At 55.8% G+C, this 15123-nt stretch carries 11 protein-coding genes; 6 read left to right on the top strand and 5 right to left on the bottom strand.

All coding sequences use genetic code 11. The features are described from left to right. The first annotated feature begins 274 nt into the window (after positions 1-274). The 4 genes from rplM (at position 275) to sspB (ending at position 2562) form a co-directional block, all read left to right on the top strand. Positions 275-703 (top strand): 50S ribosomal protein L13, encoded by a 429-nt coding sequence (gene rplM, locus LCD46_20315; GenBank protein ID UOY70345.1) that lies wholly within the window; start codon positions 275-277, stop codon positions 701-703. Between the two features lie 15 nt (positions 704-718). Beyond that, the gene (gene rpsI / locus LCD46_20310) at positions 719-1111 is read left to right on the top strand and encodes a 30S ribosomal protein S9 (protein UOY70344.1); all 393 of its coding nucleotides are present in this window, start codon (positions 719-721) and stop codon (positions 1109-1111) included. Positions 1112-1420: 309 nt separating this feature from the next. Then, positions 1421-2059, top strand: a complete 639-nt coding sequence (gene sspA, locus LCD46_20305) for a stringent starvation protein A (protein UOY70343.1) — start codon at positions 1421-1423, stop codon at positions 2057-2059. A gap of 5 nt (positions 2060-2064) precedes the next feature. After that, complete coding sequence (sspB, locus tag LCD46_20300; protein UOY70342.1) at positions 2065-2562, top strand: ClpXP protease specificity-enhancing factor; 498 nt, start codon at positions 2065-2067, stop codon at positions 2560-2562. 28 nt (positions 2563-2590) lie between these two features. Here the strand turns inward: sspB and gltD are convergent, their stop codons facing one another. Together gltD and gltB are read right to left on the bottom strand one after the other, a co-directional pair. After that, complete coding sequence (gene gltD, locus LCD46_20295; GenBank protein UOY70341.1) at positions 2591-4009, bottom strand: glutamate synthase subunit GltD; 1419 nt, start codon at positions 4007-4009, stop codon at positions 2591-2593. A 9-nt stretch (positions 4010-4018) separates the two neighbouring features. Continuing rightward, positions 4019-8479: a glutamate synthase large subunit gene (gene gltB, locus LCD46_20290; GenBank protein UOY70340.1), complete on the bottom strand. Its 4461-nt coding sequence runs from the start codon at positions 8477-8479 to the stop codon at positions 4019-4021. Between the two features lie 686 nt (positions 8480-9165). Here gltB and LCD46_20285 point away from each other — a divergent pair. After that, on the top strand, positions 9166-10107 hold the full coding sequence (locus LCD46_20285) for a TIGR01212 family radical SAM protein (protein UOY73015.1): 942 nt from the start codon (positions 9166-9168) through the stop codon (positions 10105-10107). On the opposite strand, the gene LCD46_20280 is transcribed toward LCD46_20285, so the two are convergent. Next, a complete protein-coding gene (locus tag LCD46_20280; protein UOY70339.1) occupies positions 10087-11589 on the bottom strand; it encodes a DUF853 domain-containing protein in 1503 nt (500 codons plus the stop codon). The two genes, LCD46_20285 and LCD46_20280, sit on opposite strands and share 21 nt — an antisense overlap. 137 nt (positions 11590-11726) lie before the next feature. On the opposite strand from LCD46_20280, the gene LCD46_20275 reads away from it, so the two are divergent. Continuing rightward, positions 11727-13364 (top strand): dihydroxyacetone kinase subunit DhaK, encoded by a 1638-nt coding sequence (locus tag LCD46_20275; protein ID UOY70338.1) that lies wholly within the window; start codon positions 11727-11729, stop codon positions 13362-13364. Positions 13365-13427: 63 nt separating this feature from the next. On the opposite strand, the gene LCD46_20270 is transcribed toward LCD46_20275, so the two are convergent. Together LCD46_20270 and LCD46_20265 are read right to left on the bottom strand one after the other, a co-directional pair. Next, positions 13428-14447 (bottom strand): NAD(P)-dependent alcohol dehydrogenase, encoded by a 1020-nt coding sequence (locus tag LCD46_20270; protein UOY70337.1) that lies wholly within the window; start codon positions 14445-14447, stop codon positions 13428-13430. Between the two features lie 83 nt (positions 14448-14530). After that, positions 14531-15034, bottom strand: a complete 504-nt coding sequence (locus tag LCD46_20265; protein UOY70336.1) for a GNAT family N-acetyltransferase — start codon at positions 15032-15034, stop codon at positions 14531-14533. Positions 15035-15123 lie beyond the last annotated feature (89 nt).

Here is a 15123-nt window from a genome sequence, read left to right as displayed (position 1 = left end):
CCTGTGGGAGAGGAACTGGGGGAGGGCACCAGACCGCGCAATACCTCCCCCCGAAAAACCCATTCCAAATCACATTTAAGGGTCGATCTTTGACCTCAACTTCTCTATAATCTTGCGACCCCACGTTACGAGAAGGTTTTTTTCCCGAAACTTTCTATGTGTCGGCATGTGCTATTCGAAGGGGTAGGTTTGCCGGACTTTGTCGTGTGAACCTCAACTGACTAAACGTTTGGGTGTTCACCAACGTGTAACTTATTATTTGGGTAAGCTTTTAATGAAAACTTTTACAGCTAAACCAGAAACCGTACAGCGCGACTGGTATGTTGTTGACGCGACCGGTAAAACTCTGGGCCGTCTGGCTACTGAACTGGCTCGTCGCCTGCGCGGTAAGCATAAAGCGGAATACACTCCGCACGTTGATACCGGTGATTACATCATCGTTCTGAACGCTGATAAAGTTGCTGTAACCGGCAACAAGCGTACTGACAAAATGTACTACCACCACACCGGCCACATCGGTGGTATCAAAGAAGCGACCTTTGAAGAGATGATTGCTCGCCGTCCTGAGCGTGTGATTGAAATCGCGGTTAAAGGCATGCTGCCAAAAGGCCCGCTGGGTCGTGCTATGTTCCGTAAACTGAAAGTTTACGCAGGTAACGAGCACAACCACGCGGCACAGCAACCGCAAGTTCTTGACATCTAATCGGGATTATAGGCAATGGCTGAAAATCAATACTACGGCACTGGTCGCCGCAAAAGTTCCGCAGCTCGCGTTTTCATCAAACCGGGCAGTGGTAAAATCGTAATCAACCAGCGTTCTCTGGAACAATACTTCGGTCGCGAAACTGCCCGCATGGTAGTTCGCCAGCCGCTGGAACTGGTTGACATGGTAGAAAAACTGGATCTGTACATCACCGTTAAAGGTGGTGGTATCTCCGGTCAGGCAGGTGCGATCCGTCACGGTATCACCCGCGCTCTGATGGAGTACGACGAATCCCTGCGTTCTGAACTGCGTAAAGCTGGCTTCGTTACTCGTGACGCTCGTCAGGTTGAACGTAAGAAAGTGGGTCTGCGTAAAGCACGTCGTCGTCCACAGTTCTCCAAACGTTAATCATTTTCTGCTTACGCAGAACGATTGGCGAAAAACCCGCTTCGGCGGGTTTTTTTATGGATAATGTGCAGGTTATCCACAATATAAATTCATATATCTCCTCTTTTTCCACATTTCCAGAATCCCCTCACCACAAAGCCATCAAAATCTGGTAAACTATCATCCAATTTTCTGCCCAAATATCGGTGAATACTCGATTTTTGTTCGATTCTTGAACAATGTGTTTTCTCTGGGATGGGCGATACAACATCTGGCTGGCCCCTGTTGGGCCGGTAGCAGTAAAAATTCTGAATATACCTGGAGGTTTTCATGGCTGTCGCTGCCAACAAACGTTCGGTAATGACGCTGTTTTCTGGTCCTACTGACATTTATAGCCATCAGGTTCGTATCGTGCTGGCCGAGAAGGGTGTCAGTTTTGAGATCGAGCATGTGGAAAAGGATAACCCACCTCAGGATCTGATCGATCTCAACCCGAGCCAAAGCGTACCGACGCTGGTGGATCGCGAGCTGACCCTGTGGGAATCCCGTATCATTATGGAATATCTGGATGAGCGTTTCCCACATCCGCCGTTGATGCCGGTTTACCCTGTCGCGCGTGGTGAAAGCCGCCTGTACATGCAGCGTATCGAGAAAGACTGGTACTCGCTGATGAACGTTATCGTTAGCGGTTCCTCTTCTGAAGCCGACGCAGCACGTAAGCAACTGCGTGAAGAGCTGCTGGCAATTGCCCCTGTGTTTGGTCAGAAGCCATTCTTCCTGAGCGATGAGTTCAGCCTGGTGGATTGCTATCTGGCACCGCTGCTGTGGCGTCTGCCGACTCTGGGCGTAGAGTTCAGCGGTCCGGGTGCGAAAGAGCTGAAGGGTTACATGACTCGCGTATTTGAACGTGATTCATTCCTGGCATCGTTAACTGAACCTGAACGTGAAATGCGTCTTGGCCGAGGCTAATGACTGTGGAAATGTCACAACTTACCCCACGCCGTCCGTATCTGCTGCGCGCCTTCTATGAATGGCTGCTGGATAACCAGCTCACGCCGCACCTGGTTGTGGATGTGACGTTGCCGGGCGTGCTGGTTCCTATGGAATATGCGCGTGACGGACAGATCGTGCTGAACATCGCGCCGCGCGCGGTGGGCAACCTGGAACTGGCCAACGACGAAGTGCGCTTTAATGCGCGCTTTGGCGGTGTGCCGCGTCAGGTGTCCGTTCCTCTGGCTGCGGTACTGGCGATCTACGCGCGTGAAAACGGCGCAGGCACGATGTTTGAGCCGGAAGCAGCATACGACGAGGATGTTGCCAGCCTGAATGATGACAACGCATCCGATGAGCGCGAAAGCGACACGGTGATGTCGCTTATTGATGGCGATAAACCCGATCATCATGACGACAATGATCCTGATGACGATCCGCCTCCGCGCGGTGGTCGTCCGGCTCTTCGCGTCGTCAAATAAAAAAACAGGCCCAATCGGGCCTGTTTTTTTACACTTCCAGGTAGTTCAGTATACCGTCTGCCGCCTTACGACCCTCGGCAATCGCGGTGACCACCAGGTCAGAACCGCGAACGATATCGCCACCGGCGAAGATTTTCGGATTGCTGGTCTGGAAAGCATTGTCGCTGCCTTCAGGTGCAATGACGCGGCCCTGAGAGTCCAGCTCCACGCTGTGCTTCGCCAGCCACTCCATGCTGTGAGGGCGGAAACCGAACGCCATCACGACGGCATCGGCCGGGATCACATGCTCAGAACCGGCTACGATCTCGGCGCGACGACGGCCTTTCGCATCCGGCGCACCCATCTCAGTACGCGCCATCTTCACGCCGCTCACTTTACCGTTGGCATTCACTTCGATACCCAGAGGCTGGATGTTGAACTGGAACTCCACGCCCTCTTCACGCGCGTTTTTCACTTCGCGTTTAGAGCCCGGCATGTTCTCTTCGTCACGACGGTAGGCGCAGATCACGTGCGCGGCATTCTGACGAATAGAGGTACGCACGCAGTCCATCGCCGTATCACCACCGCCCAGTACGACAACGCGTTTGCCTTCCATGCTGACGAACGGCTCATCGGCGGTTTCGCCGTAGCCCATGATCTGCTTGGTGTTAGCAATCAGGAACGGCAGAGCGTCGTAAACGCCCGGCGCGTCTTCGTTCTCCAGACCACCGCGCATGGACTGATAGGTGCCCACGCCCAGGAATACGGCATCGTAATCTTTCAGCAGATCGTCGAGCTGCACATCGCGGCCTACTTCCACATTCAGTTTGAACTCGATACCCATGCCGGTAAAGATTTCACGACGACGGGTCATGACCTCTTTTTCCAGCTTGAAGGCCGGGATACCGAAGGTCAGCAGACCGCCGATCTCCGGATGACGGTCAAAGACTACCGCCTTCACGCCGTTGCGGGTCAGCACGTCCGCACAGGCCAGGCCCGCCGGGCCCGCGCCGATGATTGCCACGCGCTTGTCGGTTTGCTTCACGCCGGTCATATCCGGACGCCAGCCCATCTCAAACGCTTTATCGTTGATATAACGCTCAATGTTACCGATGGTCACTGCGCCAAACTCGTCGTTCAGCGTACAGGAGCCTTCACACAGACGGTCCTGAGGACACACGCGGCCGCACACTTCCGGCAGGGTGTTAGTCTGGTGAGACAGCTCGGCGGCTTCAAAGATACGCCCCTCGTTGGCCAGCTTCAGCCAGTTCGGGATGTAGTTATGTACCGGACATTTCCATTCGCAGTAAGGGTTACCGCAGGACAGGCAGCGGTCTGCCTGTGCTTTGGCCTGGCCTTCTGAAAACGGCTCATAGATTTCGACAAATTCAATTTTACGGATTTTCAGCGGTTTCTTTGGCGGATCAACACGCTGCAGGTCGATAAACTGGTATACGTTCTGACTCATCTGAATTCCTTACTGCGCCTGCACACGCAGCTCTGCTGAGCTACGACTACGGTGACCCAACAGTGCTTTAACATCGCTGGACTTCGGTTTAACCAGCGCGAATTTCGCAGAGAACGCCGGCCAGTTCGCCAGGATCTCTTCGCCGCGCGAAGAACCGGTATGCTGCACGTGTTCGGTAATCAGACCGCGCAGGTGTTCTTCGTGGATAGCCAGCGTGTCAACGTCCAGCACTTCCACCAGCTCCGGGTTCACGCGTTTGCGGAACTCACCGTCTTCATCCAGGACGTACGCAAAACCACCTGTCATGCCTGCGCCGAAGTTCACGCCGGTTTTACCCAGAACGCAAACAATCCCGCCCGTCATGTATTCACAGCCGTTATCGCCAATGCCTTCCACCACGGTGATTGCACCGGAGTTACGCACCGCAAAACGCTCGCCCGCACGGCCCGCTGCAAACAGACGACCGCCGGTCGCGCCGTACAGACAGGTGTTTCCGATGATGCTGGCTTCGTGGCTGCGGAAAGCTGAACCGACAGGCGGACGCACCGCCAGCAGACCACCCGCCATGCCTTTACCGACGTAGTCGTTGGCATCGCCGGTCAGATACAGCTCAACGCCGCCTGCGTTCCACACGCCGAAGCTCTGGCCCGCAGTACCGCTGAAGTGCGCGGTAATCGGATCAGCAGCCAGCCCCTGGTCACCGTGCGTCTGCGCGATGTAACCGGAGAGGGAGGCACCCACGGAACGGTCGGTGTTGCGAATATCAAACCAGAACGTTTTGCTCTGCTTGTCGTCAACATACGGTTTCGCCTGCTGCAGCAGTTGCGCGTTCAGCACGCCGTTATCAAACGGCGGGTTGTTCTCGGTGCAGTAGACCGCTTTGCCAGGATGCGGCTGCGCGGTTTCCAGCAGCTTGCTCAACTCCAGCTTCTGCTGCTTGGCGGTGAAGCCTTCCAGCTCTTTCAGCAGGTCGGTACGGCCGATCAGGTCTACCAGACGCTTCACGCCCAGCTGTGCCATCAGCTCGCGGGTTTCGCGGGCGATGAACTCAAAGTAGTTGGTCACTTTGAACGGCAGACCGTGATAGTGGTTCTTACGCAGTTTCTCGTCCTGGGTTGCAACGCCGGTTGCGCAGTTGTTCAGGTGGCAAATACGCAGGTATTTACAGCCGAGTGCAACCATTGGACCGGTGCCAAAGCCGAAACTTTCCGCACCCAGAATCGCCGCCTTGATGATGTCGAGGCCGGTTTTCAGACCGCCATCTACCTGCAGACGGATCTTGTGACGCAGACCGTTAGCCACCAGCGCTTGCTGAGTTTCCACCAGCCCCAGCTCCCATGGACAACCCGCATATTTCACGGAGGAGAGTGGGCTTGCACCGGTACCACCGTCATAACCGGCGATGGTGATGAGATCCGCATAGGCTTTTGCTACGCCCGTTGCGATGGTACCGACGCCCGGCTCAGAAACCAGCTTCACGGAGATCATCGCTTTCGGGTTGACCTGTTTCAGGTCGAAAATCAGCTGCGCCAAATCCTCGATAGAGTAGATATCGTGGTGTGGTGGCGGAGAGATCAACGTCACGCCCGGTACGGAGTAGCGCAGTTTGGCGATATACGGCGTGACTTTATCACCCGGTAACTGACCGCCTTCGCCCGGTTTTGCACCCTGAGCGACTTTAATCTGGATAACGTCGGCGTTGACCAGGTACGCTGGCGTGACGCCAAAGCGACCGGATGCCACCTGCTTGATACGGGACACTTTGTTGGTGCCGTAACGGGCAGGATCTTCGCCGCCTTCGCCGGAGTTCGAGTTTCCGCCGATGCTGTTCATGGCTTCAGCCAGCGCTTCATGGGCTTCCGGACTGAGAGCACCGATAGACATTGCTGCAGTATCAAAGCGTTTGAACAGCTCAGTGGCTGGCTCAACGTCATCAATACTGACTGCATCATCCCCTGGATTCAGTGCCAGCAGATCGCGCAGCGTCGCTGCCGGACGGCTGTTTACCAGCTCAGCATATTGCTGATAATCACTGTATTCGCCGCTCTGAACCGCCTGCTGCAGCGTGCGCACCACGTCCGGGTTATAGGCGTGGTATTCGCCACCGTGAACGTATTTCAGCAGACCGCCTTGATCCAATGGCTTACGTGCCAGCCAGGCGCGTTTCGACAGGTTTACCAGATCCTGCTGGAAGTCAGCAAAACCGGCACCGCCGATGCGGCTGACCACGCCCTGGAAGCAGAGGTTGGCGACCTCGTCATGCAGGCCGACCGCTTCAAACAGCTTCGAGCAGCGGTAGGAGGCAATGGTCGAGATGCCCATTTTGGACATGATCTTGTACAGACCTTTGTTGATGCCGTTACGGTAGTTCAGCATCACTGCACGGTAGTCTTTGTCGATCGCGCGGGTATCGACCAGACGAGCCAGTGTTTCGTAGGCCAGGTATGGATAAATCGCCGTCGCACCAAAGCCTAACAGCACGGCAAAGTGGTGCGGGTCACGTGCACTTGCGGTTTCAACAATGATGTTGGCGTCGCAGCGCAGGCTCTTCTCTACCAGACGGGTCTGGATAGCACCGACTGCCATTGGTGCAGGCACCGGCAGGCGATTCTTCGCGATATTTCGGTCAGACAGCACCAGCAGAACGGTACCGTTACGCACCATCTGTTCGGCTTTGTCACACAGGGCATTCACGGTCTCTTCAAGGCTCGCTTCGGCCACGTCGAAGGTGATATCGAGCGTGTCAGCGCGGTAGTGCTCCTCTTTCATGGTGGTGAGCTGTTTGAAATCGGAGTACAGCAGGATCGGCGATTTAAAGGTCAGGCGGTGCGCCTGGCCTTCGGCCTCGCAGAAGACGTTCATCTCGCGGCCGATGCTGGTCGCCAGCGACATCACGTGGGCTTCACGCAGCGGGTCGATTGGCGGGTTGGTGACCTGCGCAAACTGCTGACGGAAGTAGTCGTAAATGATGCGTGGCTGGCTGGAGAGCACGGCAAACGGGGTATCGTCCCCCATGGAGCCCACGGCTTCCTGGCCGTTTTCACCGAGTACGCGGATGACGGAATCCAGCTCTTCAGCGCTGTAGTTAAACTGTTTCTGGAAGCTTGCGAGGGTGTCGTCGTCCATCTCGCGGTTGCCTACTTCTTCGTCTGGCAGATCTTCAAACGGCACCAGACGACGCACGTTTTTCTCCATCCACTCTTTGTATGGATGGCGGCTTTTCAGGTCGTTATCGGTTTCAGCGGAGTGCAGGATACGCCCACCGCGGGTGTCGATAACCATCAGCTCACCCGGGCCGACGCGGCCCTTCTCGACCACTTCGTCAGGCTGGTAATCCCAGATACCGACTTCAGAGGCGCAGGTGATGAGCTTGTCTTTGGTGATGACGTAGCGCGCAGGACGCAGGCCGTTACGGTCCAGGTTACAGGCAGCAAAACGGCCGTCTGACATAACGATGCCCGCCGGACCATCCCACGGCTCCATATGCATGGAGTTAAAGTCGAAGAACGCGCGCAGCTCCGGATCCATATCCGGGTTGTTCTGCCAGGCAGGCGGCACGAGCAGACGCATGGCGCGAACGATGTCCATCCCGCCCGCCAGCAGCAGTTCCAGCATGTTATCCATGGAGCTGGAGTCCGAGCCGGTTTCGTTTACGAACGGTGCGGCATCGTGCAGGTCAGGGATCAGTGGCGTCTGGAACTTATAGGTACGGGCGCGGGCCCACTGGCGGTTACCGGTGATGGTGTTGATCTCGCCGTTGTGCGCCAGATAGCGGAACGGCTGAGCCAGCGGCCAGCGTGGAACGGTGTTGGTGGAGAAGCGCTGGTGGAACAGGCAAATGGCCGATTCCAGACGCAGATCCGCCAGGTCCAGGTAGAAGCGCGGCAGGTCAGCCGGCATACACAGACCTTTATAGATGTTCACCAGGTTCGAGAGGCTACAGACGTAGAACTCTTTATCGTCCTGGAGACGCTTTTCAATGCGGCGACGGGCAATGAACAGACGGCGTTCCATATCGCGTGGACGCCAGCCCGCAGGCGCGTTAACAAAAATCTGTTCAATACGAGGCAGCGAGGAGAGGGCGATTTCACCGAGCACCCCTTCGTTGGTTGGCACATTGCGCCAGCCGACAATCGACAGGGTTTCACGTTGAAGTTCTTCTTCGACGATGCGGCGTGAGGCGGCAGCTTTTTCAGGATCCTGGTTCAGGAACAGCATACCGACAGCGTAGTTTTTGGCTAAACGCCAGCCGCGTTCTTCCGCAACGATACGGAAGAAACGATCGGGTTTTTGCAGCAGCAGACCGCAACCGTCGCCGGTTTTACCATCAGCAAGGATGGCACCACGGTGCTGCATACGGGCCAGTGCGTGAATGGCAGTACGCACTACCTTGTGGCTAGGTTCGCCTTCTATGTGGGCGATCAGGCCGAAACCACAGTTATCCTTCTCAAGGGATTTATCGTACAACATATCAGTGAACCTCCCCAGGCTCGTCGGGCTTCCCACTGAACTTTACCGTGGCGCACAGGCACAGAAAGAGCATGGCGACGGGGTTTACGTTTCATACGCGGACCTCGCATTCGCCCTCTTTTCATCCTTTCGCGCAGGTAAACAAGTTTGAGGACTTGCTTCAGAGGGAATCTCAATTACTGCATAAATATGATGAGCAGGCCGCTCATCCAGAAAGCTTCCAGCGGATTTCCAACTTATCGGGAATTGGTACACAGGTCAAATGGCAATCTTATTTATACAAAAATGTGCTAAAGAGAGTTTATCTGATTGTAATTAAAGGGTATTTAACTATTTTTACATTGATTGTATGCCCTGACAGGACGCAGCGGAGTGTGATCTGACTCACTATATGAAAGCGGTATTATCAATGTAGCGTGCTGAATAGCAGTTTTATAGCAGAATAATAATCTGACATTGGCTGCAAACCCGCATAAAGCCACTGTTTTTAAGTGGTGGCGCTATAAATGAAAAAAACAATCAGAACATAAGGAAAAGTAATCACGAGAGTTGTGAATGAAATTGCAGTAATCCTGAGTATTTATTCATATAGATAAAGGCCGTCCAGGGCGATTGATCCAGGTCATCGCCGACAGAGGCTAAAAATGGCAGGCTTGTCCCCTTTCTCCGGGACGGTCTATCAGATTATGCAGTTACAGAAATTAGTCAATATGTTTGGTGGGGATCTTTTGCAACGCTATGGGCGAAAGGTTCATAAGCTGACGCTGCATGGCGGCTTTAGCTGCCCGAATCGCGATGGCACCATCGGGCGTGGTGGCTGCACGTTCTGTAACGTTGCGTCGTTTGCTGACGAAGCCCAGCAGCATAAATCTATCGCTGAACAGCTTGCCCATCAGGCGAGCCTGGTGAACCGCGCAAAGCAATATTTGGCCTATTTCCAGGCCTATACCAGCACGTGGGCTGAGGTGCAGGTACTGCGCTCTATGTATCAGCAGGCCGTCAGTCAGGCTAACATCGTTGGGCTGTGCGTGGGCACGCGCCCGGACTGCGTACCGGAGGCGGTGTTGGAGCTGCTCAGCGAGTACAAAGAACAAGGTTACGAGATCTGGCTGGAGCTGGGCTTGCAGACCGCACATGACAAAACGCTGCACCGAATCAATCGCGGCCATGATTTCGCCTGCTACCAGCGCACCACGCGGCTGGCCCGTGAGCGTGGGCTGAAGGTCTGTTCGCACCTGATTGTCGGTTTACCGGGGGAAGGGCGACAGCACGGTCTGGAGACGCTGGAAAAGGTGGTTGAGACCGGCGTGGACGGTATCAAGCTGCACCCGCTGCATATCGTGAAGGGCAGCATTATGGCGAAAGCCTGGGAGGCCGGGCGGTTAAGCGGTATTGAGCTTGAGGACTATACGGTGACGGCGGGGGAGATGATTCGCCACACACCGCCGGAAATTGTCTACCACCGTATTTCGGCCAGCGCTCGCCGTCCAACGCTTCTGGCACCGCTATGGTGTGAGAACCGCTGGACGGGGATGGTAGAAATCGACCGCTATCTACAGGAGAACGGTGTACAGGGTTCGGCGCTTGGCCGCCCGTGGGTTCCCCGTCTACCGGCGACGGCCGCCTAGCAGGCTTCCCAGCATGCCGCGCACTATCTGATTAGTGACCTGTCGCGCGGCGCTTTTCGCCATGGTTTGTACAACGCCATCACGCTTGCCGCCGCGCGGACCGGTGCTGCCGAACAGGATGTCTTTGAGCCCCCCGAGAATACCGTCATCCACGGCGACAGACTGCCCTTTAGCGGCAGGCGCATCCTGCGATTCCGTTGTCGCCTGGACCCCTTTTTGCAGCATCTCGAATGCGGACTCGCGATCCACCTCGTCTTCGTATTTCCCGTACACCGGAGAGTGGTTAATCAGACCGTTACGCTCATCGTCGGTCACCGGCCCCATGCGCGAGCAGGGTGCGATCACCATGGCGCGTTCCACCACGGACGGGCTGCCCTTCGCATCCAGGAACGAGATCAGCGCTTCACCGGTGCCTAACGCCTGAATCGCCGCTTCGGTATCAAAGGCCGGATTGGCGCGCATGGTTTGCGCGGCGGCCTTAACGGCTTTCTGATCTTTCGGCGTAAAGGCGCGTAGGGCGTGCTGCACGCGGTTACCAAGTTGCCCGAGCACGTTGTCCGGAATATCTGACGGATTTTGCGAAACAAACCAGACGCCAACACCTTTGGAACGGATCAGGCGGATAACCTGTTCAATCTTGTCCAGTAGTACCTGTGGGGCATCGTTAAACAGCAAGTGTGCTTCGTCAAAGAAGAACACCAGTTTGGGCTTTTCCAGGTCACCGGCTTCGGGTAGCTGTTCGTAGAGCTCAGAGAGCATCCACAGCAGGCTGGCGGCGTAAAGCTTCGGCATCTGATAGAGCTTCTCAGAACTCAGAATGTTGATGATGCCTTTGCCGTTGCTGTCGGTGCGCATCCAGTCTTTGATATCCAGCATCGGCTCGCCGAAGAAGTGTTCGGCCCCCTGTTGCTCCAGGGTCAGCAACCCACGCTGAATGGCGCCCACCGAGGCGCTGCTGATATTGCCGTACTGGTTCTGGAAGGATTTAGCGTTATCGCCGATGTATTGGGTAATGGCGCGCAGATCTTTGAAATCGAGGAGCAGTAGCCCCTGGTCATCGGCAATACGGAAGATAATATTCAATACGCCGGACTGCACGTCGTTGAGGTTAAGCAGACGGGCCAGCAGCAGCGGGCCGAGATCGGAGACGGTCGCGCGCACCGGGTGGCCTTTCTCACCGAAGATATCCCACACCACCACCGGATTGTTATGCGGCGTCCAGTCCGTGATGCCAATATTCTTCAGCCGTTCGAGCAGTTTTTCAGAGGCCGTCCCTTCCTGAGCGACACCGGTTAAATCGCCTTTCACGTCAGCCATAAAGACCGGTACGCCAATCTCCGAAAGCGACTCCGCCAGCTTTTGCAGAGTCACGGTTTTCCCCGTCCCGGTCGCGCCGGTGATCAAACCGTGGCGGTTCGCCATCGCGGGCAGTAAATACAGCTCTTTTTCCAGCGTCCTGGCAATTAACAATGGTGTACTCATAATGCGCTTCCTCTCTTAGTCCTGGGTGGAGTATAGGCAACCTGGTCGCAATTTGGTTGAGTAAATTCCTGACTTTGCGGCGCATTATCCAGCGCGGACTATGCTTTTGCATACGGTTCACAAAATAGTGGGAAACTATGTCCAGATTCTTCTTTAACGATCGCAAACAGCTGGTCAACGATGCCATTGAAGGCATACTGCTTTCTGCGCCACACGCGAATCTCGTCAAACTTGATATCGATCCGGCCATCAGGATCGTCGCGCGCGGCGACTGGGACAAAAGCCGCGTAGCGGTGATCTCCGGCGGTGGCTCTGGTCATGAGCCTGCACACGCCGGGTTTGTCGGCAAAGGCATGTTGACGGCGGCGGTGTGCGGCGATCTGTTTGCTTCGCCGAGCGTGGATGCGGTACTGAACGCCATTGTGGCGGTAACGGGCGATCGCGGTTGTCTGCTGATCGTCAAAAACTATACCGGCGACCGCCTGAACTTCGGTCTGGCAGCGGAAAAGGCCAAACGCTATGGCCTGAAGGTGGAGATGGTGATTGTTGCCGATGACATCGCGCTGCCGGATAACAAGCAGCCGCGCGGCATTGCCGGTACGGCGCTGGTACATAAGATTGCAGGTTATGCGGCGGAGCACGGGAAATCACTGAGTGAAGTGCGGGATATTGCGCAACAGGCCTGCGATAATCTCTGGAGCCTGGGCGTTGCGATGCAAACCTGTAACCTGCCAGGCAGTGATGATGGAGAAGGGCGAATTAAGCAAGGTCATGTGGAACTGGGGCTCGGTATTCACGGGGAGCCGGGAGCTTCGGTGGTTGATACGCAAAACAGCAAAGCCATTATCGACACGCTGGTAACACCGTTACGCGAGCAGGCGGGAGAGGGGCGCTTTGCAGTGCTGATTAACAATCTTGGCGGCGTGTCGGCGCTGGAGATGGCGCTGCTCACCAAAGAGCTGGCGCACTCGGCTCTGAAAGAGCATATCGCGTACCTGATTGGCCCCGCGCCGCTGGTGAGTGCCCTGGATATGAAGGGCTTTTCCCTGACGTTATTGAAGCTTAACGACCTCTTTGAAAAAGCGCTCCATGAAGAGGTTGAGACGCTGGGCTGGCAAAAACCAGTGGCGTTTGCCCCCTTGCGTGTACAGGAACATAGCGCGCTGCATGACCGCGTGGAATATACCCCATCTGCTAACGCAGAGGTGGGCGAGTATGTCTCCCAGGTAACAACCACGCTGATTAAGCTTGAAAATCGGCTCAATGCACTGGATGCCAAAGTGGGGGATGGCGATACCGGCTCTACCTTTGCGCAAGGAGCGCGAGACATTGCGCAGCGCCTTGAGGAGCACAAACTGCCTCTGGATGATATCCCAACGCTGCTGTTGCTGGTAGGCGAGCGGTTGGCCACGGTGATGGGCGGATCGAGTGGCGTGCTGATGTCGATCTTCTTTACGGCGGCCGGACAAAAGCTGCATGACGGGAAGCCGTTGCCGGAAGCCCTACTGAGTGGGCTGGCGCAGATGAAGCAGTACGGTGGGGCTGATCTTGGCGATCGTACGCTGATCGACGCGCTGCAGCCCGCGCTGGAGGCGTTGCTGAAAGGCGATCTTCACGCGGCGGCGCAGGCTGCGCGGCAGGGTGCCGAAGCGACCGCGAAAATGCAGAAAGCCGGAGCGGGGCGTTCGTCGTATGTGAATAAAGAGAATCTGGATGGAGTAATGGATCCGGGGGCGGTCGCGGTGGCAGAGGTGTTTGCTGCGCTGGCTCGGTAGTGTAGAAATGCCGGGTGGCGGCTACGCCTTACCCGGCCTGCAAACATGATGTCCGCGTGAAAATCAAAAATCCGCTTTCAACACCACGCGATAACGGGCTTTGCCGTCACGCACGTGCTGGATCGCTTCGTTGATTTTTGACATCGGATACAGCTCAGTAGTCGGAGCCACTTTGGTGCGTCCGGCAAACTTCATCAGTTTGCGCAACTCGAATGGCGTACCGGTGGCAGAGCCGGACACGCTGCGATCCCCGCCAATCAAGGTAAACGCCGGAACGGGCAGCGGCTTCATCACGGCACCTACGGTGTGGAAGTTACCGCCGTAGGCCAGCGCTTCAAAATACGGCTGCCAGTCGAGATCGACGTTGACGGTGTTGATGATGAGATCAAACTGGCCTGCCAGCGCGTTCAGCGCATGCGGATCGCGGCTGTTCACTACCTTGTCTGCACCCATCGCCAGCACTTCTTTCTCTTTCGCCGGGTTTGAACTGAACGCTGTGACTTCACAGCCCATCGCGTGCAGCAGTTTGATGGCGATATGCCCCAGTCCGCCAATACCGATGACGCCCACGCGGCTGGTGGCAGTGATATGGTGCATCAGCAGAGGTTTGAAGACGGTAATACCACCACACAGCAATGGACCGGCGGATTCGATATCAATGCTGTCCGGCAGTGGAATGACCCATTGCCAGTCGGCGCGCAGCTTATCGGCAAAACCACCTTTGTTAAGTATGGTAGGAACGGCGCCTTCGAGGCAGTTGATCTGATTACCGCTGATACAGGCATCGCAGTGGCCACAGCTGCGTGCTGTCCAGCCAATGCCCACGCGTTGACCCACTTTCAGTCCTTTGTCCTGCGCGGCGCTACCGAGCGCCACGACGCGGCCAATCACTTCGTGTCCGGCAACCAGCGGGTAGCTGGAGAAGCCCCATTCGTTGTCGATCATCGAGAGATCCGAGTGGCAGATCCCGCAGTAATCAACCTGTACTTCGACGTCTTCTGCTTTTAGTTCGCCCGCATCGTACTCGTAAAGCTCAAGTTCTGCACCCGCCTGCGGTGCGGCGTAGCTTTTTATCTTCGACATCGTGTTTCCCCCGTTGTGGTGTGAACTGAGAGTGTAGAGCATTCAGTTCAGCACCGCTTAACAGAAGAGGGCGGCAATATTATTTACAGATTTTTCAGCATCCTGACTTCGCAATCGACGTGGCCGGTACAACCAAGCGGTGCACCAATATGCTCAAAGCCCAGATGTTCATACAGGCCGATGGCCTCTTTGAGGAAGGCGGTTGTTTCGAGGTAACAGCGCGTAAAACCCTGCTTACGTGCGTGTTCCAGGGCCATCAGTGCCAGCTTTTTCGCCAGTCCTTGCCCGCGTGCAGTTGGGAGGAAATACATTTTCTGTAGTTCGCAGATATCCGGCTCGCTACAACTGAGTGGCGCCACGCCGCCGCCGCCCACAACCAGACCATTTTGCTCGATTACCCAATAGGCATGCCCTGGCTGGCTGTAGAGCTGAAAAAGCTCATCCAGATTTGGGTCTGCAACCGTGTAGCCTTTGTCAGCCGTCAGGCCATATTCGGCAGAAACGGTGCGGATAACGGCGGCAATAGCCGGGTTATCCTGCTCAGTGATCCGACGCATCGTCGTCGCGACGGGGGTAATCACGCTCATAGCATTACTCATTACAAAAATTGACACATAACTGCTGTTAATAGCACCGCAGAAAGGGGAGTGCAAGCGAGGAGTTTTCAGGAAGGTTA

Source organism: Enterobacter ludwigii, from assembly GCA_023023105.1.
In the GTDB taxonomy this organism is placed as follows: domain Bacteria; phylum Pseudomonadota; class Gammaproteobacteria; order Enterobacterales; family Enterobacteriaceae; genus Enterobacter; species Enterobacter adelaidei.
The sequence above is the reverse complement of the archived record's forward strand: the minus strand, read 5'-3'. Positions and strand labels throughout refer to the sequence as shown.